General features: G+C 70.3%; 21 protein-coding genes and 1 tRNA gene. 6 read left to right on the plus strand and 16 right to left on the minus strand.

The features are described from left to right. Nucleotides 1-9 precede the first annotated feature (9 nt). The 4 genes from ACOWU6_RS11080 to ACOWU6_RS11095 form a co-directional block, all read right to left on the minus strand. Nucleotides 10-2,049: an acyltransferase family protein gene (locus ACOWU6_RS11080; protein ID WP_421075714.1), complete on the minus strand. Its 2,040-nt coding sequence runs from the start codon at nt 2,047-2,049 to the stop codon at nt 10-12. A gap of 88 nt (nt 2,050-2,137) precedes the next feature. Continuing rightward, the gene (locus ACOWU6_RS11085) at nt 2,138-3,232 is read right to left on the minus strand and encodes a branched-chain amino acid aminotransferase (RefSeq protein WP_271171648.1); all 1,095 of its coding nucleotides are present in this window, start codon (nt 3,230-3,232) and stop codon (nt 2,138-2,140) included. 31 nt (nt 3,233-3,263) lie between these two features. Further along, nucleotides 3,264-4,316: a 3-isopropylmalate dehydrogenase gene (locus ACOWU6_RS11090; protein WP_271171647.1), complete on the minus strand. Its 1,053-nt coding sequence runs from the start codon at nt 4,314-4,316 to the stop codon at nt 3,264-3,266. Nucleotides 4,317-4,356: 40 nt separating this feature from the next. Next, complete coding sequence (locus ACOWU6_RS11095; RefSeq protein ID WP_421075715.1) at nt 4,357-5,886, minus strand: MFS transporter; 1,530 nt, start codon at nt 5,884-5,886, stop codon at nt 4,357-4,359. A 101-nt stretch (nt 5,887-5,987) separates the two neighbouring features. On the opposite strand from ACOWU6_RS11095, the gene ACOWU6_RS11100 reads away from it, so the two are divergent. After that, nucleotides 5,988-6,530 carry a TetR/AcrR family transcriptional regulator gene (locus ACOWU6_RS11100; RefSeq protein ID WP_271171645.1) on the plus strand — a complete coding sequence of 181 codons (543 nt, stop codon included), beginning with the start codon at nt 5,988-5,990 and terminating at the stop codon, nt 6,528-6,530. A gap of 51 nt (nt 6,531-6,581) precedes the next feature. Here ACOWU6_RS11100 and serA read toward each other — a convergent pair whose 3' ends face one another. The 5 genes from serA to prfB all read right to left on the minus strand — a co-directional run bounded on the left by serA (nt 6,582) and on the right by prfB (nt 13,632). Next, a complete protein-coding gene (gene serA, locus ACOWU6_RS11105) occupies nt 6,582-8,174 on the minus strand; it encodes a phosphoglycerate dehydrogenase (protein ID WP_271171644.1) in 1,593 nt (530 codons plus the stop codon). Between the two features lie 145 nt (nt 8,175-8,319). Further along, nucleotides 8,320-8,664, minus strand: a complete 345-nt coding sequence (locus tag ACOWU6_RS11110; protein ID WP_421075716.1) for a hypothetical protein — start codon at nt 8,662-8,664, stop codon at nt 8,320-8,322. After that, complete coding sequence (locus ACOWU6_RS11115; protein WP_421075717.1) at nt 8,661-9,179, minus strand: DNA polymerase III subunit gamma/tau; 519 nt, start codon at nt 9,177-9,179, stop codon at nt 8,661-8,663. Before ACOWU6_RS11115 ends, ACOWU6_RS11110 begins: the two co-directional genes overlap by 4 nt. 17 nt (nt 9,180-9,196) lie before the next feature. Then, the gene (locus ACOWU6_RS11120) at nt 9,197-12,421 is read right to left on the minus strand and encodes a lamin tail domain-containing protein (protein ID WP_421075718.1); all 3,225 of its coding nucleotides are present in this window, start codon (nt 12,419-12,421) and stop codon (nt 9,197-9,199) included. Between the two features lie 101 nt (nt 12,422-12,522). Next, entirely contained in the window at nt 12,523-13,632 is a 1,110-nt protein-coding gene (gene prfB / locus ACOWU6_RS11125; protein ID WP_271171640.1) for a peptide chain release factor 2, read from the minus strand. 40 nt (nt 13,633-13,672) lie between these two features. Here prfB and ACOWU6_RS11130 point away from each other — a divergent pair, with 40 nt between their 5' ends. Continuing rightward, nucleotides 13,673-14,968: an MFS transporter gene (locus ACOWU6_RS11130; RefSeq protein ID WP_421075736.1), complete on the plus strand. Its 1,296-nt coding sequence runs from the start codon at nt 13,673-13,675 to the stop codon at nt 14,966-14,968. Between the two features lies 1 nt (nt 14,969). Here the strand turns inward: ACOWU6_RS11130 and ACOWU6_RS11135 are convergent, their stop codons facing one another. The 6 genes from ACOWU6_RS11135 to ACOWU6_RS11160 form a co-directional block, all read right to left on the minus strand. Beyond that, nucleotides 14,970-15,392 (minus strand): pilus assembly protein TadG-related protein, encoded by a 423-nt coding sequence (locus ACOWU6_RS11135; protein WP_421075719.1) that lies wholly within the window; start codon nt 15,390-15,392, stop codon nt 14,970-14,972. After that, the gene (locus ACOWU6_RS11140; protein ID WP_421075720.1) at nt 15,389-16,144 is read right to left on the minus strand and encodes a TadE/TadG family type IV pilus assembly protein; all 756 of its coding nucleotides are present in this window, start codon (nt 16,142-16,144) and stop codon (nt 15,389-15,391) included. The genes ACOWU6_RS11135 and ACOWU6_RS11140 overlap by 4 nt, the downstream gene beginning before the upstream one ends. 831 nt (nt 16,145-16,975) lie before the next feature. After that, nucleotides 16,976-17,593 (minus strand): hypothetical protein, encoded by a 618-nt coding sequence (locus ACOWU6_RS11145; RefSeq protein WP_421075721.1) that lies wholly within the window; start codon nt 17,591-17,593, stop codon nt 16,976-16,978. A gap of 545 nt (nt 17,594-18,138) precedes the next feature. Then, nucleotides 18,139-19,044 (minus strand): hypothetical protein, encoded by a 906-nt coding sequence (locus ACOWU6_RS11150; RefSeq protein WP_421075722.1) that lies wholly within the window; start codon nt 19,042-19,044, stop codon nt 18,139-18,141. Then, the gene (locus ACOWU6_RS11155; RefSeq protein ID WP_421075723.1) at nt 19,041-20,234 is read right to left on the minus strand and encodes an AAA family ATPase; all 1,194 of its coding nucleotides are present in this window, start codon (nt 20,232-20,234) and stop codon (nt 19,041-19,043) included. The genes ACOWU6_RS11150 and ACOWU6_RS11155 overlap by 4 nt, the downstream gene beginning before the upstream one ends. Nucleotides 20,235-20,270: 36 nt before the next feature. After that, the gene (locus ACOWU6_RS11160) at nt 20,271-20,648 is read right to left on the minus strand and encodes a hypothetical protein (protein ID WP_421075724.1); all 378 of its coding nucleotides are present in this window, start codon (nt 20,646-20,648) and stop codon (nt 20,271-20,273) included. Nucleotides 20,649-20,807: 159 nt separating this feature from the next. Here ACOWU6_RS11160 and ACOWU6_RS11165 point away from each other — a divergent pair, with 159 nt between their 5' ends. The 4 genes from ACOWU6_RS11165 (at nt 20,808) to ACOWU6_RS11180 (ending at nt 22,861) form a co-directional block, all read left to right on the plus strand. Further along, nucleotides 20,808-21,542, plus strand: coding sequence for a hypothetical protein (locus ACOWU6_RS11165; protein WP_324011548.1), 735 nt, complete (start codon nt 20,808-20,810; stop codon nt 21,540-21,542). Between the two features lie 21 nt (nt 21,543-21,563). Beyond that, entirely contained in the window at nt 21,564-21,941 is a 378-nt protein-coding gene (locus ACOWU6_RS11170; protein WP_271171632.1) for a PPOX class F420-dependent oxidoreductase, read from the plus strand. 49 nt (nt 21,942-21,990) lie between these two features. Further along, a tRNA-Leu gene (locus ACOWU6_RS11175) sits at nt 21,991-22,072 on the plus strand. A gap of 48 nt (nt 22,073-22,120) precedes the next feature. Continuing rightward, nucleotides 22,121-22,861 carry a DedA family protein gene (locus ACOWU6_RS11180; RefSeq protein WP_282977525.1) on the plus strand — a complete coding sequence of 247 codons (741 nt, stop codon included), beginning with the start codon at nt 22,121-22,123 and terminating at the stop codon, nt 22,859-22,861. A 5-nt stretch (nt 22,862-22,866) separates the two neighbouring features. Here the strand turns inward: ACOWU6_RS11180 and ACOWU6_RS11185 are convergent, their stop codons facing one another. After that, nucleotides 22,867-23,730, minus strand: coding sequence for a Ku protein (locus ACOWU6_RS11185; protein ID WP_421075725.1), 864 nt, complete (start codon nt 23,728-23,730; stop codon nt 22,867-22,869). Nucleotides 23,731-23,783 lie beyond the last annotated feature (53 nt).

The following is a 23,783-nucleotide window of genomic DNA, read 5'->3' on the forward strand; positions in this document are numbered from 1 at the left end:
CCTGCCAGCCTATCCACGACCGTCCACCGCGGAGTCGATCGCCTCGGCCAGGGCGCCGCCCATCGCCCCCGCGAAGGTCGCGGTGAGGTGGTGCGAGTCGCGGTAGACGAGCAGCCCGCCGAGGATGGGCGCGCAGGAGGGCTCCTCGGAGGGGGCGCCGTCGATGGGCGCGCAGAAGTACGGCAGGAGGTCGATCTCCTCCGCGCGCGTCTCGCGGGCGACCTCCCTCACCGCGTCGCGACCTGCCCCGCGGACGGCCTCCGACTCGGGAACCGCGCACACGGCCGCGTGCTCGAGGTTCATCGCGAGGCAGTCGAGCGGGCTCGTGCCGAGATCCGGCGTGTCGGCGAGGAGGAGCACGCGCGTCTCGGGCAGCGCGTCCACGACCTCGCGGAGCCCGTCTCGCCACGCCTGCCCCGCGTCGACGCCGTCCGGCACCTCCTCGTCGGCGTAGTTGGCGAGCACGAGGACCTCCGGCGGGTCCTCCCTGAGCTCGTCGAGCACCGCGCTGCGCCAGCGGTCGCATGCACCGAACGCGCTGCCGTCGAGCACGTGGCGCGCCAGCGCCGACGAGCAGCGGCTCTTGGTGTGCGTCGTGAGCGCCATCCCCCGCTCCTCCGCGGCGCGGAGCACCCCCGGGACCCAGTGCGCGGCGTGCGAGTCGCCCCAGAGGACCATCCGCTCGTCCCCTTCGCCGAAGGAGCACGGGCGCGGGCGCTCCTCCTGATAGCCGAGGTTGCATCCGTCGTCGTACACCTCCGACTCGTCGTCGGGAGCGTCCGCGAGCCCCGGCTCGAGGTTGGCCGGGACGACGGGCGTGACCTCCGGAGGGACGGCCGGCTCGGCGTGGGCGACCCGCGTCTGCGTCGCGAGCGCGGGCTCGGGCGCCACGGCCAGCGCGGTCCCTGCGGCCAGCGCGACGGCCGCCGTCGCGCCCGCCGCCGAGAGGAGCGTCCGGCGCGGCCGTGCATCGACGAGCACCCGCGCGCGGCGCGTCGGCTGCTCCACGAGCCGGAACAGGGCCCACGCGACGGGGATGCTCGCGACGCCGAGCGCCGCGGGAAGCCAGGGAAGGCCGGGGGCCAGCAGCGCGCCGGCCACGATCAGCGGCCAGTGCACGAGATAGAGCGAGAACGAGATCTCGCCGACGAAGACGAACGGCCGGTTGCCGATCACGGCACCCGCGGTCCACGGCGGGGGCGCGTCCTGCCCGATCCCCGCGAGGATGACCGCGCCGGTCGAGAGGACAGGCAGCAGCACGAGCACGCCCGGGAACGCGGAGGACTCGCCGATGAGCGCGATCGCGGCGACGATGCCGGCGAGGCCCGCCCAGCCGATCGCGGCGCGCGCGAGTCCGGGGATGCGCGCGACAGCGGCGGCGGGCACGAGCGCGATGAGCGCGCCGACGGCGAACTCCCACATGCGCGTCCAGAGCGCGAAGAACGCCCACGGCTGCGACACGGGCGTGAGGGCGACGACCGCGGCGAGGGATCCCGCGAGGACGATCGCGAGCGCGACGGCGACCGCCCCGCGCGCACCGCGTCGGCCCCCGATTCGGCGGCCGACGGCCCACGCGGCGAGCAGCAGAGCCGGGCAGACGAGATACCACTGCTCCTCGACGCCGAGCGACCAGTAGTGCTGGAAGAGCGACGGCGTCTCGTCGTCGAAGTAGTCCGCGTCGCGCACGGCGAACGCGTAGTTCGGCACGAACAGGGCCGAGGCGACCGCGTCGGCGAGGAGCGTCTCCCGCCGGAGGGGCGAGACGATCCCGTACGCGCCGACGACCGTGAGCACGACCACGACGAGCGCCGCGGGGAGGATGCGGCGCGCCCGGCGCGCCGTGAACGCCGGCAGGTCGATGCGGCCGGTCTCCGCCAGCTCGCGCACGAGGAGGCCGGTGATGAGGAAGCCCGACACGACGAAGAACACGTCGACGCCGATGAACCCGCCCGGCGCCCAGGTCGCGCCCGCGTGCTGCGCCACGACGGCCAGCACGGCGATGGCCCTGAGCCCCTGGATGTCTCGACGGAACCCGGCGCGGCGCATCATCCCGACAGGGTGCCGTCCGCAGGTGAACGGACGGTGATGCGCGACGCCCGCCCGGGCATCCCGGGCGGGCGTCGCGGCGAGCGGGCGCTCAGGCGTCGAGGCGGTACAGCCACCCCTTCGTGTCCTCGCGGCGCCCGTACTGGATGTCGGTGAGCTCCTCGCGCAGCGAGAGGCCGAGCTCGCCGAGCGGCTGGGCGTCCTCGAAGCCCTCGCCCTTGAGCGCGCCGATCGGCGTGACCACCGCTGCCGTGCCGCACGCGAACACCTCGGTGATGTCGCCCGACGCGACGCCGTCGCGCCACTCCGCGAGCGAGACCGCGCGGCGCTCGACCGCGAGGCCGCGATCGGCCGCGAGCTCGAGGAGCGAGTTGCGGGTGATGCCGTCGAGGATGCTGTCCGACGCCGGCGTGACGAGCGTGCCGTCCTTCTTCACGAAGACGATGTTCATGCCGCCGAGCTCCTCGACGTTCCCGTCGGCGTCGAGGAAGACCACCTGGTCGCACCCCTTCTCGTACGCCTCGGCCTGAGGAAGGAGGCTCGAGGCGTAGTTGCCGCCGGTCTTCGCGGCGCCCGTGCCGCCCTTCGCGGCGCGCGCGTAGTTCTCGCTCAGCCAGATGCTGACCGGCTTCACACCGCCCGTGAAGTACGAGCCGGCGGGGCTCGCGATGAGGCAGTACGTGTACTTGTGCGCGGGGCGGACGCCGAGGAACGCCTCCTTCGCGAACATGAACGGGCGCAGGTAGAGCGTCTGGTCGGCCTTCTCGGGCACCCAGGCGCCGTCGACCGCGATGAGCTCGCGCAGAGACTGGAGGAAGTACTCCTCCGGAAGCTCGGGCATCGCGAGGCGGCGCGCGCTGCGCTGCATGCGGCGCGCGTTCTGATCGGGCCGGAACGTGTAGATCCCGCCGTCGGCGTGGCGGTAGGCCTTGAGGCCCTCGAAGATCTCCTGCGCGTAGTGGAGCACGGCGGCGGCGGGCGACAGGCTGATCGGACCGAAGGGCTGCACGCGCGGACGGTGCCAGCCGCCCTTGACCGACCAGCAGATGTCGACCATGTGGTCGGTGAAGATCGTGCCGAAGCCCGGGTTCTCGAGCAGCTCGGCGCGCTGGGCGGGCGAGACGGCGGCGAGGTTCTTCGTGACCGCGAAGTCGAGAGACGGGAGCGTGGTGTCGGTGGTCGTCATGTGCGGATTCCTGTCTGCGCGTCGGTGGGTGTCAGGCCTTCAGGCGAGACGCGATCGCGTCGCCGATCTCGGCGGTCGAGCGCTTCTCGCCCGTGCGGGCGGCGATGTCGTCCTCGATCGCGCGCGACACGCGATCGGCCGCGTCCTGCAGGCCGAGGTGGTCGAGCAGGAGGGCGATGGAGCCGATCGCCGCTGTGGGGTCGGCCTGCTGGGTGCCCGCGATGTCGGGGGCCGAGCCGTGCACGGGCTCGAACATCGAGGGGAAGTCGCCGTCGGGGTTGATGTTGCCCGAGGCTGCGAGTCCGATGCCACCGGTGACGGCGCCGGCCAGGTCTGTGAGGATGTCGCCGAAGAGGTTGTCGGTGACGATGACGTCGAAGCGACCCGGGTTCGTGACCAGGAAGATCGTCGCGGCGTCGACGTGCAGATAGTCTACGGCCACGTCCGGGTGCTCCCGCGCGACCTCGTCGACGATGCGCTGCCACAGGCGGCCCGCGTTGACGAGCACGTTCGTCTTGTGCACGAGCGTGAGGCGACGGCTGCGGCGCTCGGCGAGCGCGAACGCGTAGCGCACGACGCGCTCGACGCCGAACGCGGTGTTCACGCTCGTCTCGTTCGCGACCTCGTGCGGGGTCCCCTGGCGGATCGAGCCGCCGTTGCCGACGTACGGACCCTCTGTGCCCTCGCGCACGACGACGAAGTCGATGTCGCCGGGCTCGGCGAGCGGGCCGTCCTGCCCGGGGTAGAGCTTGGACGGGCGGAGGTTCACGTAGTGGTCCAGCGCGAAGCGGAGCTTCAGGAGCAGCCCGCGCTCGATGTTCGCGCCCGCGAGCCGCGGGTCGCCGGGCGTGCCGCCCACCGCGCCGAGGAGGATCGCGTCGTGCGCCTTGATGGCGTCGAGGTCGTCGTCGGTGAGCGTGTCGCCGGTCTCGAGGTAGCGGCCCGCTCCGAGCGAGAAGCGGGTCTTCTCGAAGACGACGTCGCCGCCCGCGGTGACGGCGTCGAGCACCTTCTCGGCCTCGGCGATGACCTCGGGGCCGATCCCGTCACCGGGGATGACGGCCAGTTTCACGACGCGGGGCATTGCTCTCCTTCGGATGTCTCGGCATCCGCCGGGGCTCCGGTCAGTGCGACGCGTGCTCCCGGCGTCCTCCCAGGGTAGTCGCCGCGATCGCCATCGCGAGCACGACGAGCCCCGCGCCGATGAGCGACGTGATCGTCACGCCGCCGTCGAACGCGGTCGCCGCCGCGGACCGGAGCGCCTCTCCCGCCGCTCCCCCGACCGAGTCCGCGGCGTTCATCGCTCCGGCGAGCGTCTCCTCGGCATGCAGCGCGAGCTCCGCGGGGATCCCGTCCGGCACGACGAGCGTCGCGCGGTACCACCACGTGAGGATGCCGCCGAGGATGGATGTGCCGAGCACGGCGCCGAGCTCGTACGCGGTCTCCGAGACGGCGCTCGCGGCGCCCGCCTTCTCCGCGGGAGCGTTCGCGAGGATGAGCTCCCCCGACACGGTCTCGGCCGCGCCGATCCCCGCGCCGAGGAGCGCGAACCCGAGCACGAGCATCCCGACGTCGTGTGCGCCGACGAGCGCCACGATGAGGTACGCCACGAGCGAGAGCAGGAGCGCCGACGGGATGACGATCGACGCGCGCACACGCCGCGCGATCGGCGTGACGATGAAGCCGCCGGCGATCGAGGTGAGGGCGCCGGGCAGGAGCGCGAGGCCCGCGATCATCGGGCTCAGGCCGACGATCATCTGCAGGTGCTGCGACACGAAGTAGAGGAAGCCCACCATCGCGATGACGCTGAAGAGGTTCACGAGCATCGAGCCGCTGAACCCGGCCCGCGCGAACAGCGACATGTCGAGCATCGGCTGCGCCATCCGCAGCTGCCGGCGCACGAAGAGCCATCCGAACAGGACGCCGATGACGACGGGAGCGCCGCCGGCGAGACCGTGCACGGCGATCTCCTTGATGCCGTAGGCGAGGGGCGCGAGCGCGAGCATCGAGAGCAGGATGCTCGGGAGGTCGATCCGGCCGGGGTTCGGATCGCGGCTCTCGCTCACGAAGAGCGGGGCGAGCACGAGCATGAGGACGAGCATGGGCACCGCGAGCAGGAACACGCTCTGCCACGGGAAGTGCTCGATGAGGAAGCCGCCGACGATCGGGCCGAGAGCCCCGCCCGCGGAGAACATGCCGGCCCACACGGCAACGGCGATGCGCCGCTGGTTGCGCTCGGGGAACAGCGAGCGCAGGAGCGACATGGTCGACGGCATGAGGGTCGCGCCGAACAGGCCCATGACGGCGCGCGCCGCGATGAGCCATCCGGCTGTCGGGGCGAAGGCCGCGAGGACGGAGACGACCGTGAACCCGATCGCGCCGGTGAGGAGCAGCAGGCGGCGCCCGAACCGGTCGCCGAGCGATCCCATCGTCACGAGGAGCCCCGCCAGCACGAGCGAGTACGCGTCGATGATCCAGAGCTGCTCGGCGCTCGTGGGCTCGAGCTCCTTCGCGATGGCGGGCAGCGCGAAGTTGAGGATCGTGTTGTCGATCGACACGAGGAGCACGGGGAGCATGAGGACCGCGAGCGCGGCCCATGCCCGCCATCCGGCGCGCTGCGTCGTCGTGAGCTGGGTCGTCGTGCCGGTCGTCATCTCATCCGCCTGTCTCAATTACTGTACCGTCCAGATGGTACAGTAACTGCCATGGCTGTGCACGCCCTGGGCAGCGCGCGCCGTGTGAGAGGCTCGTCTGCATGAGCCGCCCGCCCCGCGCCAGAGAGAAGGTCCTCGACGCCTTCGAGAGCATCCTCCTCGAGGAGGGCGAGAGGGCGGCGACCCTCGAGGCGGTCGCGCGCCGAGCGGGCGTGTCCAAGGGCGGTCTGCTCTACCACTTCGGCTCGCGGGACGCGCTCGATGCGGGCCTCGTCGACCGGCTCCGGCTGCTCGCGGCCGACGACATGGCGGCCCTGCACGACGCACCCGAGGGCCCGATCTGGTACTACATCGCGACCTCCGCGCACGTCGGCGGGCCGTTCGACCGTGCGATCTCGGCGGTCGGCCGCCTCGCGCACGGCGGCAACGCCCTCGCGCGCGGCGCCCTCGCCGAGCTCCGGGATGCGTGGGCAGACGCCATCCGCCCGCACGTGCGCGACGAGGCCGCCCTCGAGCTCGTGCTCCTGCTGAGCGACGGCCTGTACGTGAACTCCGCTCTGCTCAACGACGTTCCGAGCCCGGTCCCCACCGGCGAGGCGCTGGAGGCGCTCATCCGCCTCGTCGAGGGGGCGACGCGCGCCTGAGCACGCGCGAACGCCCCCGCCCGATGGGCGGGGGCGTTCGGTGCGCCGGGGTCAGGCCTCGGCGATCTCGATCTGCCGGATGACCGACGCCTCGATCGCCTCGCCGACCTCGGCGAGCAGGTCCTCGGGGACGCGCGAGTCGACCGTGAGCACCGACAGGGCCTGGCCGCCGGCCGAGCGGCGCGCGATCTGCATGCCCGCGATGTTGATGCCGGCCTCGCCGAACTTCTGGCCGTAGACCGCGACGATGCCGGGGCGGTCGGTGTAGAGCATGACGATGTGGTGCTTCTCGATCGGCACCTCGATCTCGTGGCCGTTGATGCCGACGATCTTCTGCACCATCCGCGTGCCCGCGAGCGTCCCCGCGACCGTGAGCACCGTGCCGTCCGACAGCGCACCGCGCAGCGTCGTGAGGTTGCGGTACTCGGGGCTCTCCTTCTCCACGATGAGGCGCGTCTCGATGCCGCGCTGCTCGGCGAAGACGGGGGCGTTCACGTACGAGACGTTCTCGCTCACGACGTTCGACAGGATGCCCTTGAGCGCGGCGAGGCGGTAGACGCTCACGTCGTAGTCGGCGAGCTCGCCGCGCACCTCGATGTCGAGGCTCGTGAGCGCCGACGTGGCGAGACCGCTGAAGACCTGGCCGAGCTTCTCGACGAGCGCGATCCCGGGGCGCACGAACGGGTCGATGACGCCGCCGGCGACGTTGACGGCGTCGGGCACGAGGTCGCCCTCGAGCGCGAGCTTGACCGACTTCGCGACCGAGATGCCGGCCTTCTCCTGCGCCTCCGACGTCGACGCCCCGAGGTGCGGCGTGACGACGACGTTCGGCAGGGCCGTGAGCTTCGTGTCGGTCGGCGGCTCGCTCGTGAAGACGTCGAGGCCGGCTCCCGCGATCTCGCCGTTCACGAGCGCCTCGTACAGTGCGTCCTCGTCGATGAGGCCACCGCGCGCGACGTTCACGACGTACGACGTCGGCTTCATCGCCTTGAGCTGCTCGGCGCCGATCATGCCCGTCGTCTCGGGCGTCTTCGGCATGTGGATCGTCAGGAAGTCGGCCTGCGCGACGAGCTCGTCGAGGCTGAGCAGCTCGACGCCCAGCTGCTGGGCGCGCGCGCTCGTGACGTACGGGTCGTATGCGACGACGCGCATCCCGAAGCCCTGCATCCGCGCGGCGACGAGAGCGCCGATCCGGCCGAGGCCGACGACGCCGAGCGTCTTCTCGAAGAGCTCGACACCCGTGTACTTGCTGCGCTTCCACTCTCCGGCGCCCAGCGAGGCGCGCGCCGCTGGAATGTGGCGAGCGAGGCTGAGGATGTGACCGCACGTGAGCTCTGCGGCGGAGATGATGTTCGACGTCGGGGCGTTCACGACCATGACGCCGGCGGTCGTGGCGGCCTTGATGTCGACGTTGTCGAGGCCGACGCCGGCGCGCGCGACGACCTTGAGCTTCTTCGCGTGGCCCAGTGCCTCCTCGTCGACCTTCGTGGCCGAGCGGATGAGGATGGCGTCGGCGTCCGCGAGCGCGTCGAAGAGCGCGGGGCGGTCGGTGCCGTCCACATTGCGGATGTCGAAGTCGGGGCCGAGCGCCTCGATCGTTGCGGGAGAGAGTTCTTCGGCGATGAGCACGACGGGCTTCGGCACGGATGGATCCTTCGATGCGGATGGGCGCGGGCGCGCGGGAGCGGGTTCGACGCGCCACACGCCGTGGGGGCGCGACGGCGACCACTCTATCGGAGCCGCGCGCCCTGCTCTCGCCGGGCGCGTCATCCGGCGACGCGGGGGCCGGTCAGAAGAGGTTCGACGGGTTCGACGTGAAGGCCTGCATGTCGAGCCAGAACACGGCCGTGACCGCGAGACCCGCGAGCAGCGCGACGGCCAGCCATCCGATCCCCCGTGTGCGGCCCAGGCCGAAGGCGATCGCGAACGCGGCGATCGGCACGAGAACCGCGAGCAGCAGCACGACCCATGCGACGGCCGACAGCGAGATGCCCTGCGCCGAGGTGGTCTGCACGAGCGTCACGAGGTAGGTGATCGCGCTCCACACGGCATAGGCGTAGAGGAGGGCGAACGCCCCGGCGACGACCGCGACGAGCCATCCCGGCGTCCTGCGCTCCTGCGTCGTCGAGGTCACTGTCCGACCACCCCCACCATCACGAACGGCCACGGCACGAGCAGCACGATTCCCGCGGCGAGCCACGCGAAGCGCCGCCAGAGCGGCGCGCGGCGCGTGCCGAGCCAGGTCACCGCGAACCACAGGAGGGGCGACGCGATCGCGAGCCACATGCTGCCCTGGAACATGAAGTCCGCCACCGCGTTCGTGCTCTGCTCGATGCGCTCGCGCAGGCGCGTCGCACCGAGGAACCATCCGATCGTCCACAGGAGGTAGACGCCGCCGATCACGCCGAGCGAGACGAGCGCGACGTTCCCCAGCGGGGCGGCCTCGTCACCCGCGTCGGCCGTCGTGACGGCGTCGCGCCCCTTCCCGACGGCGCGCCATCCCGCTGGCAGGACGGACGGGTCGTCCTTCTCGCCGGGGGCGTCCGGCGCGGCCTTCTCGCCGGGCTCGGCCGCGGTCTCGGAGCGCGCGTCGAGCGTGGGGTCGTCGTCGCCCTCCCAGCGGAGGGCGTCATCGTCGCGGGACGGCATGAGCCCAGGCTATCGGCTCACGGCGCCGCGATGCGGAGGCCGGTCGTGGCGAGCCCCTTCGGGTACTGCAGGCCGACGGACACGCGGAAGTCGTCGTCGGCGACGTCATAGCGCCCCTGGACGCCGGCCTCGACGATCCGCCACGGCCGATCGGCCGCGAGCGTGGTCTCGCGGCCGTCGTCGGCCACCGCCTGCGGGTAGTCGAACGGCGCGCTCGCGTGCTCCCCGAGGGTCACCGAGATCGTGTCGACGGCGATCTCTCCGGTCACGAGCGACACCTGGAGGAGCCGCTGGAAGCCGGTCGCGCGCATCCCCGTCTCGGTGCGGAACTCCTGGTAGTCGCCCAGGATCTCCACGACGTCGTGGCCGGGGATGCCGCCCGCGTCATCCGTCTCGATGCGGGCGAGCCCGTGATAGTGGCCCGACAGCACGAGGACGACGCTGCGGTGCGGGGCGACGATGCGCTCCCAGAGCTCGTCGGCGCGCGAGACCCACCTGTTCTCGGTCGCCCGCTCGGCCGAGCCGCTCGCGTCCTCAGGGAGCAGATGCTCGTGCGTCGCGACGATGATGTTCGCGCGCGGATGCTCCGCGATCACGCGCTCCGCCCACGCGAGCTCGCGCTCGGCGTACGCGTAGGGCAGAGACAGCACGATGAACTCCGCCCTCTCGCGGGTGAAGGAGGTCCAGTTCGCGCTGCCGTCATCGGGGGCGATGGACCCTCCGTACCAGGGGGCATCGGCGTAGCGGTGCGGGCCGAAGTGCTCGTTGAAGAGATCGTTCGTCGCTCCGCGCTTGTTGTCGTGGTTTCCCGGGAGGACGCTGTTCGGGATGCCCGCCGCGTCGAGCTCGCCCTGGGCCGCCGACGCGACGGCGAACTCGCGACGCGCACGCTCCTCGCTCTGGTCCGGGTCGACCCAGTTCTGGACGAGGTCGCCCGTGTGGACGGCGAACGCGATGTCGCGCGGCCCGGCGTTCGCCGCGATCCACGCCGTCTGCTCGCGGTACACCTCCGGGTGGGCCTCGCTGAGGTACTGCGTGTCGGTGAGGTGGCTCACGGCGAAGTCGTAGGTGCCGGGAGCGGCGAGACCGTCGGCGGCGTCCGCGATGGCGGGGCCGCTCGGCACGACCTGCACGAGCAGGCCGGTGGTCCCTTCGGGCAGCGCGCCCGAGAGCGTCACCGTGCCGTCGTCAGCGGCGGTCTCCTCGTCGATCGCGTGCCAGCGTCCGTCGGCCCATGCCGAGAGCCGCGCGGGGGCCGGACCGGCGACCTCGCCCGACCAGGTCGCGGTCCCCTCGGCAGCTCGCGCGAGCTCGAACCGCACGTAGGGGTGGGCCCATCCGTCGTCGCTCGCCGCGAGCCGCGCCCTCTCGAGCGCGGCGGGCCGCTCCCCCGCCGCCGCCTCGGCCGTGAGGGCCCCGCCCTCGCTCGCTCCGGTGAAGGCGCGGGCGACGACCGGATCGATGCCGTCGACGGCCTGCGCCTCATCCGCCGCCGCCGCGACCGCGCGAGCGGCCCGTGCGCCATCGGCCGGCGTGGCCGCGGCGATCCGGAGCGCAGCCTCGGCTGTGAGCTCTCCGACGGGCGTCTCGTCGTGGAGGTCGAGCGCGCCCGGGCTCGACGGCCCGCGTCGGAAGTCGTTCGCATCGTCGCCCGTGAAGCCCACGCGCTGCCAGGTCTCGCCGGCCAGGCGGTCGACTCCGAAGGTCGACAGGGCGAGCCCCTTCGTGCACGGGCTCACGACGTCGTTCGACGCGTCCTGCTCGTTGCGGTGGAAGATGCCGACGCTGTCGACGCGCTCTCCGGCAGCGTCCTCGATCCACACGCCCGATCCCTGGTAGCCGAGGGCCGTCGCGTACACCGCGTCGGCGCCCTGCGCGGCGCGGGTGCCCTCGAGCGCCGCGAGCCAGGTCTGCCCGGGCGCGAGCCGGACGCCGGCCGGCACCTCGATGAGCGGCGTCCGCTCGCGGAAGCCGTCCGGCGCGCACGCGCGGATGCGCCATCCGCTCAGGTCGACGACGGCGTCGCCGTAGTTCGCGAGCTCGACGAGGTTGTGCCGCTCGGCGCTCGGCAGCTCCGGGTCGGTCGCGACCTCGCTCAGCGCGACGCCGGGGTCGCCGTACGCGAAGGCGATCTCGAGGCGGTCGTCGGCCGTCGCGTTCTCGCGACCCGGCGTGCGCGGGGCGATGAGGAACTCCCCCGTCTCCTCGTGCCGCTGCCAGCTCTCGCCGCGCAGGTGGTCGAGGACCGACGGCAGCTTCGCGTCGCCCGTCTGGCAGGCCGTGTCGGCGTGGTTCGAGACGCTCACGCCGTCCACCCGTGCGCCCTCGGCATCGACGAGGAGGACGCCCGACACGGTGTCGGCGAGCGAGGTCGTCGTCCGCACGTCGACGTCGCCGCGGAGTCCCGGCCCGCCCACGACCAGGCGCTCGCCCTCCCGCAGCTCCGTCCCATCCGCGAACCGCGCCTGCAGCGTCTCCGAAGTGAGCGCGCCCGTGCGCGTGCAGCGGTAGAGCGCCCAGCCAGAGAGGTCGACGTCGGCGACGGCGCGCAGCTCGACGAGGTCGTCGTCACGGCCGCCGGGGCCCGCGCTCGCGACCTCCGAGATGAGCGCCCGCGGCTCGGCCGGCTCGACGGCGGGCGCGGCGGCCTCACGCGGCGTCGCGCGGGTGCGCACGAAGTCGGCGGCCAGGTCGCCCGTGCGCCCGACCCGCTGCCAGCTCTCGTCGAGCGCGGCCCCGAGCGCATCCGGGACGTTGCCGGCCGCGCTGCACTCGCTCTGCGTCGGCCACGGCTCGGACGGATACGCCGCGAAGGCGTCGACGGCTCGCCGCCGCGCATCCTCGAGCACGAGCCCGTACCCCTCGCTCGAGAAGGGCCCGCGCATCGCGACGTCGGCGTCGACGCCCGTCCCGACCGTGATCCGCTCGCCGGGCGCGAGGACGACGCCCGCGAGGTCGACCTCGTGGTCGGCCTCCGCGAGGCGCGTGCCGTCGCCCGTGCAGCGGTGCACGCGCCATCCGCTCAGGTCGACCGCGTGCGGCGACAGATTGCGCAGCTCGAAGAAGCTCGCTGCGGGGTCGTCCGACGTGCCGGCGCCGACCTCGTCGATGACGATGTCGCCGTCGGTCGGCGCGGCGACGGCACCGGATGGTGCGGGCGTCGCGCACGCGGGAACGAGGGCCGCGGCGAGCGCGAGGAGAGCGAGGGAGCGGTTCCGGCGGAGGGCACGAGAGCGCGTCACGCGACGAGCGTCGCCGCCCGCGGTGAACGGACGGCGACCGTCGTGCGCGCGGCGTGTGAACGCGCGGAGACCACCCGGGCGCGGGCGTCAGCCCGCGGCGATCAGTCCTCGATCTTGCGCTTGCGCCAGCGGATGCCCGCGTTGATGAGGCCGTCGATGTCGCCGTCGAAGACGGTCGCGGGGTTGCCGACCTCGAAGCCCGTGCGCAGATCCTTCACGAGCTGCTGTCCGTAGAGGAAGTACGAGCGCATCTGGTCGCCCCAGCTCGCCGTGATCGTTCCGGCGAGCTCCTTCTTCTTGGCGGCCTCCTCCTCGCGCTGCAGCAGCAGCAGTCGGGTCTGGAGCACGCGCATGGCCGCCGCGCGGTTCTGGATCTGCGACTTCTCGTTCTGCATCGACACGACGATTCCCGTGGGGATGTGCGTGATGCGGACGGCGGAGTCGGTCGTGTTGACCGACTGGCCGCCGGGGCCCGACGAGCGGAAGACGTCGACGCGGATGTCGTTCTCCGGGATCTCGACCTCGACGGCCTCCTCCATGACGGGGATGACCTCGACCGCGGCGAAGCTCGTCTGGCGCTTGTCGGCGGAGCCGAACGGGCTGATGCGCGCGAGGCGGTGCGTGCCGGCCTCGACCGAGAGGATGCCGTAGGCGTACGGCGCGTCGACCTCGAACGTGGCCGACTTGATCCCGGCGCCCTCGGCGTACGACGTGTCCATCACCTTGACGGGGTACTTGTGGCGCTCGGCCCAGCGCAGGTACATGCGCATGAGCATCTCGGCGAAGTCGGTGGCGTCGTCGCCGCCCGCACCCGAGCGGATGGTCACGACCGCGGCGCGCTCGTCGTACTCCCCGTCGAGCAGGGTCTTCACCTCGAGGTCGCCGATGACGCGCTCGAGGTCGGTGATCTCCTTGCGCGCCTCCTCGACGGAGTCCTCGTCGCCCATCTCGTTGGCGAGCTCGACGAGCACCTCGAGGTCGTCGAGGCGACGCTCGACCGCCTCGATGCGCGCGAGCTCGGACTGGCGGTGGCTCAGCGCGCTCGTGACGCGCTGGGCGTTCGCGGTGTCGTCCCACAGGCCGGGCTCCGACGCCTCCTTCTCGAGACGCGCGATGTCCGCGCGCACGCTGTCGACGTCGACCACCTCTCGGATGTTCGCGAACGTGGAGCGCAGCGCCTGGATCTCGGCGGAAGGATCGAACTCAAGCATGACGCTCCAGCCTATCCTGCTCGGCGTAACGTGGAAGCCGATGCCCTCGACTGCCGACGCCCCGTTCGATCCGATCCGGCGGTATGCGCCCATGATCTACGGGCCGACGGCCCTCTACTCGCTCGGCCAGGGAGCCATCCTCCCGCTCCTCCCGGCGCTGGCCGCCGACCTGGGCGCCGATCTCGCCGTCGCCGCGCTCGTGTCGGCCGCGATCGTCGTGGGTCAGCTCGCCGGCAACATCCCCGCCGGCTGGCTCGTGTCGAAGGCCGGCGAGCGGCGCACGATGCTCATCGCATCGCTCGCGTCGCTCGTGGGCATCGCGGGGATGCTCCTCGCGCCGCACATCGCCCTGCTCGGGCTCTCGGTGCTGCTCATCGGGTTCTGTGCGTCGTCGTTCGCGGTGGCCCGCCACACGTTCATGACGACGCGCGTGCCGTACGCCCACCGCGCCCGCGCGCTCGCCCTCGTCGGCGGCTCGTTCCGCCTCGGCGGATTCACGGGGCCGTTCGTCTCGGCGGGCCTGCTCGCCCTGTTCGGCGACGAGATCGCCTCGGTGTGGTTCTTCGCGGTCTGTCTGCTCGGCGTCGCGGCGCTCGTCGCGTTCGGGCCCGATCCCGAGGAGAAGGCGCTCATCGCCGATCGCCTCGCCGCCCGCGAGCGTGCCGACGCGCGCGCCGATCTCGACGAGGAGGACACGGGCGAGCCGGTGACCGGCTCCATCCCGGCGACCGAGCGGATCGGCGTGCTGCGGACCATGCACCGCCATCGCGGAGTGCTCGCCCGGCTGGGAGCCGCGGCCGCATCGCTCGCAGCGGTGCGCTCGGCTCGTCAGGCCGTGCTGCCGCTGTGGGGCGTCTCGATCGGCCTGGACTCGCAGACCCTCGCCCTCGTCGTCGGCGTCGCGGGAGCGGTCGAGTTCTCCCTCTTCTACGTGAGCGGGCAGGTCATGGACCGGTTCGGCCGCCTCTGGGCGGCGGTGCCCGCGCTCCTGCTCATGGGCGCGGGCTTCGGCGCGCTCGCGTTCACCCACGACCTCGACAGCGCGGTGCTGTGGTTCGGTGTGCTCGCGCTCGTCATCGGCGTCGGCAACGGCCTGTCGTCGGGCATCCTGCTCACGCTCGGCGCCGACGTGGCCCCCGAGCGCGACCCGGCGCCGTTCCTCGGTGCGTGGCGCACGCTGACCGACGGCGGTGCGGCGCTCACGCCGCTCGTCGTGTCGGCCGTGACGGCCGCCGCGTCGCTCTCGGTCGCGACCGGTCTCGTCGGCGTGGTGGGCCTCGTCGGCGCCGCGGCGTTCGTGCGCTACGTGCCCCGCTACGCCCCACGGCGCGACTGATTCAGCGCAACGCCGTGCGACTCGTCGCGGTCGCCTCGAGTGCGACCCCGGCCGGGACGAGCGCGCTGAGCAGCGGCGCGTGCCACATCGTCGCGACGGTCACCCGCGCCGAGAGGCCGTCGGGCGTCCCCGCCGCCACGAGGGTCTGATCGCCGGGTGCGGCCGCCACGATCGCTTCGGCCTGCGCGCGCACGGCGCCGTCGTCGAGTCGCGCGAGAGGAGCATCGCCCTCGAGCGACAGCGTGAAGCCGTCCGCGCCCGCGAGCGCCGCCGCATCCGCGACCGCGTCGAGGGACTTCTGCGCGAGATACAGCGACGTCGCGTTCGCGCACACGATGATGAGCGCGAGCGCGAGGACGGCGTACCCGATCGTGAGCGGGAGGATGCTCCCGCTCTCGTCGCGCAGGAGGCCCCGGGCGCTCACGTGCCGCCCCAGAAGCGCGAGACCTTCTGCACGGACGTCGACTCGACCGGGATGCTCGTGAGGCGATCGAGCCCGAGGACGGGCGGCACGAGCGGCAGCGGGACCCTCGCGCCGATCGTCACGACGACCGTGGAGCCGGCCTCGGGGCACCCGACATGGGCGGGCACGCACGTCACGGAGACCTCGAGGGCGTCGGGCGCGATGCCGTACTCGGGCGGCACCGACGAGAGCACCTCGGGCAGCGCCGCGAACGTGTCGTCGATCCCGCCGGTCCGCGCGAGCGTGTGCGCCGCGTGCCGTGCCGTCGCCTCGACGCCCAGGGCGTGCTCCTGGACGACGCCGAGCGCGACGACCAGGTAGGCCAGCGGGACGAGCGGCACGATCTCGACCGGCGCACGCGCCGTCACCTCCAGCGTCCCTGGCACGCCGATCAGCCCGACGACGGGCGTCGCGGAGCGGACCGTGACCCGGATGTCACCGCCCGACACCGCGGCGCTCACGTCCTGCGCGTAGGCCGATCCGATCGCGCGTGCGATCACGAGCCGGGTCCGCTCGGCCCCGCCTTCCGGCCCCACGTCGGCGAGCGCGGCGTGGTACGCGCCCTCGACGGCCGCATCGTGCAGGACGTTGCGGACGTACACCGCGAGCCCCAGCTGCAGGACGGCGAGGGTGAGCGCCGTGAGCAGGGCGCCCACGAGGACGAACTCGACCGAGCTCGAGCCGCGCTCGTCGCGGAGGCTCGGGCCGAGCACGGTCAGATCCCGTCGACGCTGCTGATCGCCCGCTGGAACAGCCCGTCGAGTGCGGGCCCGGCGAGAGGCGAGGAGGAACACGAGCCCGGTCGGATCGGAATCGTGGAAATGCACAGGAACTGGGCTGAACGGCGGGGCTCCGACCCTCCGCAGCCTACCTAACGGCAACCAAATCGAAGAACTTTCAATCATTGCACTTCGGCTCCGCGAGCTAGCCCGTCGGGAGGTTCGTGAAGTCAACACCCCCGGCGCGGCACCCTGGCGGAATTGCTTAAATCACTCAGCCGCGCCTCCCTCAAACGCTTGGTCGTGCAGAACGGTCGATGCGCACTCAAGCCCCACATCGATAGCATCTAACGCTGCCCATCGCTGGCGCGCAGCGCGCGTGACTTGCGGACCGGGCCCTAAGCCCCCGCCGACTCGTGATCGTGCTCGACGGCGTCATTGAGAACGGTCAGCGTGTCGGCGACCCAGATGATTGCCACACGCACCCTGCGCGGCTGAACTCATACGCCTGTGCGCGCACAAGCGCGTCGGATCCATCCAGCCAGACATTCGAGGGGCTGTCAGAACGCTGGTCAACGCCGAAACGCGGCGGTGAAGTGGTTCATGATCCTGCGGGACCTGCCGCTGAGCGCGGTACTTGTCCGTTGCCTCACGAGCGGCCGCTTCGGCTCGTCGTTCCTCGATTCGTCTGCCGCGCGCTTATCGTCAGCTTCGTTCCTGCACTGTTCAGAACGCATGGTCGTCCGAGCCGTCAAAGCCGGACCGGTGAGCGTTGATACGGCTGATGCCTGCCACACCGATCACGTTCCAACCCATGGAAACGCCCTACAAAGAACCCAGTCGAAGCCAGGCGATGAGAACTGCGACCACCACTCCCCCCAACACCGTGGTGACGAACGCGGCGGTGTGATCGCGCCACGTCCGCGCGAACCAGCCTTGCTGCTTCGAGCGTCGATCAGATGGGCCGGGGGATGGCTGGTCGGCCGTCGCTGGTGAAACGTCCTGCCGTGGGCTGTCCACGATCACATGAGGCTCGGACAGATTGTCCTTCCCAGATATCAGATACTCAACCTCGGCCTCCAGTTTCGCTTTCAGCCCGTCGAGCGCGATCTTGCTATCGGACGCGAGGTCGACTTGAACCTCACCGTCGAACCAGAACCAAACGTCGATCTGGACACGTGACGCTGATCCCGCGCTGCGCTCACCCGCAACGCTGTAGTCGAAGTGGGACCAGCCGTGGTGCGGGGTGAGATGATGCTCGCGAAACGCTACTCGGGCAAAGTCAAGGTCCGTACGAGCGATCGTCGAGCCATCGGTCGAAGTGATGCGATGATCGTCAATCTGCACAGTTCCCGATAGGGCGTTCAACATTCGATAGGTATAGCTGTTCGTACGATGTGCGATCACCCAAACGTCCCCGCCATCAGGAACCTTGAACGACACCCGACCCTTAAACCAATCCAACTCTCGTCCCCTCGCCGACCTTCAGAAACTAGCGGCCTTAGGCCGCGGCACGTCACTAGACGCGACTGCGCGCGTCGGAGAAACTCAGATCGTGACGCACGAAGAGATCATCACGACAAGCGAGGTCAGGGATCTTCTGTCCGTTGCTGGCTGCAGCAGCGTCGACGAATTGATCATGCGACTCGTCCTCTACCTCGAGCAGCCCGACTTTCCGACTTAGGCCTTACTCGCGCTCGTACAACGACCCGACCAACTCCCCAAGGTCCACACTCAGCGCCGTTACCATTCGCAACCAAGTCGCCAGCGTGCCCGTCGTCGCGCGCTTCTGGGGGTTGCCCCCGAGGCTCGCCCGACGAGAACAACGCTTACGTTACCCTCCCGAAACCTGAACGTGCCATCAACTCATCATGGCCCCGACCGTGCTCGTGTCTCAGCCAGGCGAGATGCAAGCGCAGCGCGTCACAATCCGGCTCCCGCACGAGCTCGACGTCGCACGGCCGAACGCCGAACAACTTGAAGGGCCGCTAGGTCTTCGCGATGAGTGCTGCGAACCGGGAATCGTACTCCGAAACCAAAGCGCCCGAGTACTTCAGGCGGGCGAGCGCGGTGTCTATCACCACATCGGAGTGGACAGAGCGAACGAACTCGCCCGCCAGATGAGCTCCTACCAGGAACTTGATGTAGCGAGCGATCCATCGCCCTTTGAGAAGCAGCTCAGCGCGGCTCGCAACATGGCGAGCCGCACGCTCATTCGCCGCGGCGTAGTCAGATGGCGAAGCCGCTTGGATCGCCTTCTCAACGCCGTGCACGCTGGCCGTATCGACCGGCCCAAAATCGGGCGAATTCACTCTCGATAGCTGAGACCACGGAGCACATCCGGGAGACCCGCAGTCGAGCGCCGTCAACCCGAGGCGTAGCCAATCTGCCCACAGTGACAGGAGGCTCTGGGCAGGATCTGGCACTCTGCGCTTGACCCTCTTCGCAAGCCTTGTGTCGATGCCGTACGCGGCTCGAACTGCGCTCCAGACTTCGCTGTTCAGTAGGATGTCAGCCTCCACGTCCGTGCCCACGGTGTACATAACATGCGGCGACGAGGACATCGAGCCTGAGAAGTCGTCTCGGTCGCGATCCAACATGAAGACGATGCGGGCAGTCCGGTCTCGATTGACCTGAACGAGATCGTCCCGAGCTTCGAGATGATCGTGAATCGCCAGCGCATGTTGTTTGCCTCCCGCACTCGTACCCCGCAGGTCAATCTGCTCTGCCAACCGGACTTGCACCTTTAGCCGACGTGTCGTTGGGAGCTTCTTCAGGAGCTTGTCATAGTGCGGTCGGTCGTGATCGCGGCCCTCAACTATCACCCATATGTCGTGCTCGCCCATCTGCACGCGACGCGCAAAGGCGTTAGCGCTCCACTTCGGTTTGCTCACAGCTCGAACACGAAGTCGTCGGCGACGTCAGCCATGATTTCGGGCGAGTGTGTTGCAAGCAACAACTGACACTCTTGGTTGACACGTTGCATCGAGCCCACGAGTTGCTGTTGCCAGTTCACGTGCAGGGAAAGCTCAGGCTCGTCGATCATCACAGTTTCGCCCGACGCGCCGAGGACCTCGAGGAGAATCTGAAGAAGTTGCTTCTCACCGGATGACAGAGACTTCAGCGGGATCTGTCGATCACCGATCTCCACTCGAAGCGCCGTCGCGCCGAATGATCGAGGGATACGCCCCGCTCCAAGAACTAGATGCTTATTGCCCGTGTACATCGAGTCGATAACGCTCTGGAACTCGCGCTGCGGTAGGAGCACGTCATCGGTTTCGCGACGAACCTCCTGAATTTCGGATACGACCTGACGGTGCTCCTCGGAGGTGTCGTACCGCGTGGCGAAGTTGTCACGGCTCATGGCGAGCGGTATGCCTTGTTCGCTCAGGAATGCTCGAACCATGGCGTATGCCTCTCCAGGGTCGATACGCTCCGAGCGCGCTCGCGCATCCATTGGTGTTGGCACACCACCGAAGAGAGTAGCAAGCACGGTTGCAAGTCCCTGTTGCTGAATAGATCGAATACGCGTCAAGCTCTCGGCGGCGTAGTCACGCCACCGGTCCCTGACCTGCTCCACAAAGATCTCATCGCTCGAGAGCCTGCGCTCCCCGGCGTAGGTCGGGCGTCGACGGCGATCCGCGACTCTAGTGATCGGCAGGTAGGAGTGAGAGAACCGCCTTTCCGCGACGTCGATGTCAAAGTCGTCGCTATGCCACTCAGTGCTCCACCCCGAGGGATGCTCGTTATCTCCCCCGGCCCATGGCGCTTCTGCGTCGCTGTCATCAAGAATGAAGAGATCTGACTCATCTTCAGAAGCATCAGTGGAGACTCGCTTGGAGAATCTGCGGACGATCAGGCGGTCCTTCGCGCCGACCCGAAAAGCGATCTCAGCCGAAGTGAACGGCAAGTCGTCCAGCGCCGACGCATCGTTGTTCATGCCCGCGTGAAGGATCTTCAGAAGAGTCGTCTTACCCGCTCCGTTTAGTCCCCAGAAGATGTTCACGTGCCGATCAAGCTCGTGCTCTACGGGTACCTCGCGGCCAGCAAGGCCGGTCACCTTAAATCTCTCGATCCACGCCATGTTCAACTCCGTTGCTCGTTGGATCAAAATCTAGCGTCAACTCGACATGACCACCCCGGCGCACAACTCAGGCGGAAGAGGGCGAGCGCCGGAGCGTCGCGTCGGCGGTGGAGGTTGCGCCATCCCCGTGCGCGCCGCCGACGTGAGGGCCGCTCGCACTGTCGAGGCCCCAGGCCAGCGGCGCGCGCGGAGGTCAAGGGCCGACTCCGCCAGTGACGGTGCGAGCACCTCGCGCACGGCCGCCTGCTCGTCGTCGACGATCGCGAGACCGCGGGCGAGGGCGAAGTCGTTGTGCCGGCGCACCTCCGCCTGCGCGATGCGCAGCACCGCCTCGGGCGCACGCGAGGGATCGGTCTGGTCGGCGCGCAGCCGATCCCTGACTCGCTCCGCGACCGCGCTCATGAGGGGACCCACGCGGCCATCCTGGCCGAATCGCCGAGACGGCCTCGAAAGTTATCCACAGCGCAGCCGCGACCCGCTACCGTGCCGACGCCGTTCGCGCAATGCCCTGTGTGCGCGGCCGCGCCGATGCCTTACTGGGGAGACCACGGACGAGCTCGAAAGGACCGCATCATGAGCACTCCCGAGAACTCATCGGAATCGCGCCGCGACCGGCGCGCCCCGGAGCACGCGGACTATCTCGCCGGAGACGGCGATGCCGGCCACGGCAGCGACGAGCCCACGCGCGCGTACGACGTGCGCGACGTCCGCGACGACACGACAGCGTCCCGCGCCGACACCACGGCCGTCCGCGCCGACCGCGAGGAGGTCGTGGCGCGCGAGAAGGAGGAGTTCGGCGGCTTCAAGTTCGGCTCGGCCTTCTTCGGATGGCTGTGCGCGATGGGCATGACGGCGCTGCTGACCGCCCTCGTCGCGGGAGCAGGGGCGGCTCTCGGCCTCGGCGAGCAGGTGACCGCCGACGAGGCGGCGCAGAACGCCGACACAATCGGCATCGCGGGCGCCGTCGCGGTGCTCGTGATCCTGCTCGTCTCGTACTACGCGGGCGGGTACGTCGCGGGGCGGATGGCGCGGTTCAGCGGCGCCAAGCAGGGCCTCGCCGTCTGGCTGTGGGCCGTCGTCATCGCGATCGTCGTCGCGATCGTCACGGCGGTCGCGGGCGCCCAGTGGAACATCCTCGCCGACGTCAACACGTTCCCCCGGCTCCCCTTCAACGAGGGCGAGCTCACGACGGTGGGCATCATCACCGCGGTGGGCGCGCTCCTGGTGAGCCTCGGCGGAGCGGTGCTCGGCGGGCTCGCGGGCATGCGCTACCACCGCAAGGTCGACCGCGCGGGCTTCCGCGCCTGATCGCTCTGGCACGCTGGTGAGGTGATCTCCGAAGCCGGTCTCGCGTTCGTCTCCGAGCGCCACCTCGCCACCCTGTCCACGATCGGCCGCGATGGCCGCATCCACGCCGTCCCGGTGGGCATGACCTACCGGGACGGCGTCGTGCGGATCATCGGCACACGCGGCACGCAGAAGTTCGTCAACGCCGCGCGCGCAGGGCGCGCGACCGTGAGCAGCGTCGACGGCGCCCGCTGGATCAGCTTCGAGGGCCCCGCGCGCGTGCGGGATGAGCCCGAGGCGGTCGCGGAGGCCGTGCGCCTCTACACGGAGCGCTACCGTCAGCCACGCGAGAACCCGCGCCGGGTCGTCCTCGAGATCGCCGTCGAGCGGGTGATGGGATCTGCCGGCATGAAGGCGTGATCGGCGTTCATGGTCGCGCTCCCTCCCGCGCCGTAGACTGATCGGACTCGCGGGAGTGGTGAAACTGGCAGACACGCAGGATTTAGGTTCCTGTGCCTCCGGGCGTGTGGGTTCAAGTCCCACCTTCCGCACGAGACGCGGTCCCGCGTCGCACCCCTCCCACCGACATCCGGAGCATCGTGCACCACATCGCTCTCATCCCGTGGCTCGACCCGCAGGCGATCATCGACGCGGCAGGGCCGTGGGCGCTGCTCGTCGTCTGCCTCATCGTGTTCTCCGAGACCGGCCTGCTCGTCGGCTTCCTCCTCCCCGGCGACACGCTCCTGCTCATCTCGGGGCTCCTCACTCACACGGTCGACGTCTTCGGCGTCAACATCTGGATCGTGAGCGGCCTCATCGCGCTCGCCGCATTCGTCGGCGGCGAGGTCGGCTACCTCATCGGGCACAAGGGCGGGCCCGCGGTGTTCGAGCGCAAGGACTCCGGCGTGTTCAGCCGCCACAACGTCGAGCGGACCAACGCGTTCTTCGAGCGCTTCGGCGGCATCACGGTGGTGCTCGCGCGCTTCGTCCCGATCGTCCGCACCTTCGCGCCGGTCGCGGCGGGCATCGGTCATATGCCGTGGAAGCGATACTCGCTCTACAACCTCATCGGCGCGCTCCTGTGGGGCTTCGGCCTCACGATGTTCGGCTACGTGATCGCGTACATCCCGTGGGTCCGCGACATCGTCACGGAGTACATCGACGTGATCCTGCTGGCGGCCGTGGGCGGCACCGCGCTCATCGTGCTCTGGCACTACCTGCAGGAGCGCCGCCGCGCGCGCAAGGCCGCGGAAGCGGCGCCGGCCGACGACCTCGTGCTCGACGCCGAGGTGTTCGAGCGCGCGCCCGACATCGACGGAGACGGCAAGCCCGACTTCTGATCGGGTCAGGAGGCCTTCTTCGACCGCTTGCGCGGCTTGGCCTCCTTCTCGGGCTCCGCCCCCTCGGCCTCCTTCTTGCCGCCGCGCGCGGCGCGCGATCGCTCGACGCTCGCCCGCAGCGCCTCCATGAGGTCGATGACCTCGCCGCCCTTCTCCTCCTCGGCGCCGAACGTCGCCTCGGTGTCGACCGCGTCGCCCTTCTCGAGCTTCGCCTCGATGAGGGTGCGGAGCTCCTTCTGGTACTCGTCGACGTACTCCTCCGGGTCGAAGTCGGACGAGTAGCTCTCCACGAGGCTCTCGGCGAGCTCGAGCTCCTTCTCGCTGACCTTGATCGGGTCCTCGAGGGCGGGGAACGACGCCTGCCGCACCTCGTCGGCCCACAGCAGGGTCTGCAGCATGAGCACCCCGTCGCGCACGCGCAGCGCCGCGAGCCGCGTCTTCTGCCGCAGCGAGAAGCGCACGATCGCCGTCCGGTCCGTCCGCTCGAGGGTCTCGCGCAGGAGGCCGTACGACTTGGGCGACGCCGAGTCGGGCTCGAGGTAGTACGCGCGGTCGAACGTGATCGGGTCGACCTGCTCAGTGGGCACGAACTCGACCACCTCGATCTCGCGGCTGCGCTCGGAGGGAAGCGACTTCAGGTCGTCGTCGGTGAGCACGACGGTGCGCTCGCCGTCGTCGAACGCCTTGTCGATGTCGCGGTACGCGACGACCTCGCCGCACACCTCGCACTTGCGCTGGTACCGGATGCGGCCGCCATCCGCCGCGTGGACCTGGTGGAGCGACACGTCGTGGTCCTCCGTGGCCGCGTAGACCTTGACCGGCACGTTGACGAGGCCGAACGTCAGCGCGCCCTTCCAGATCGATCTCATGGCACCAGTGAAGCGCTCCCACGCCCCGGCCGCCAGGGGTTGACGCGGATCGG

The organism is Microbacterium sp. SA156 (genome assembly GCF_049065455.1).
GTDB classification, from domain to species: Bacteria; Actinomycetota; Actinomycetes; order Actinomycetales; family Microbacteriaceae; genus Microbacterium; species Microbacterium barkeri.

Bases quoted from the DNA above. Each gene is read 5' to 3' on its own strand.
- ACOWU6_RS11080 (WP_421075714.1), bottom strand. From the start codon at position 2,049: ATGATGCGCCGCGCCGGGTTCCGTCGAGACATCCAGGGGCTCAGGGCC.
- ACOWU6_RS11085 (WP_271171648.1), bottom strand. From the start codon at position 3,232: ATGACGACCACCGACACCACGCTCCCGTCTCTCGACTTCGCGGTCACG.
- ACOWU6_RS11090 (WP_271171647.1), bottom strand. From the start codon at position 4,316: ATGCCCCGCGTCGTGAAACTGGCCGTCATCCCCGGTGACGGGATCGGC.
- ACOWU6_RS11095 (WP_421075715.1), bottom strand. From the start codon at position 5,886: ATGACGACCGGCACGACGACCCAGCTCACGACGACGCAGCGCGCCGGA.
- ACOWU6_RS11100 (WP_271171645.1), top strand. From the start codon at position 5,988: ATGAGCCGCCCGCCCCGCGCCAGAGAGAAGGTCCTCGACGCCTTCGAG.
- ACOWU6_RS11115 (WP_421075717.1), bottom strand. From the start codon at position 9,179: ATGCCGTCCCGCGACGATGACGCCCTCCGCTGGGAGGGCGACGACGAC.
- prfB (WP_271171640.1), bottom strand. From the start codon at position 13,632: ATGCTTGAGTTCGATCCTTCCGCCGAGATCCAGGCGCTGCGCTCCACG.
- ACOWU6_RS11130 (WP_421075736.1), top strand. From the start codon at position 13,673: ATGCCCTCGACTGCCGACGCCCCGTTCGATCCGATCCGGCGGTATGCG.
- ACOWU6_RS11155 (WP_421075723.1), bottom strand. From the start codon at position 20,234: ATGGCGTGGATCGAGAGATTTAAGGTGACCGGCCTTGCTGGCCGCGAG.
- ACOWU6_RS11165 (WP_324011548.1), top strand. From the start codon at position 20,808: ATGAGCACTCCCGAGAACTCATCGGAATCGCGCCGCGACCGGCGCGCC.
- ACOWU6_RS11185 (WP_421075725.1), bottom strand. From the start codon at position 23,730: ATGAGATCGATCTGGAAGGGCGCGCTGACGTTCGGCCTCGTCAACGTG.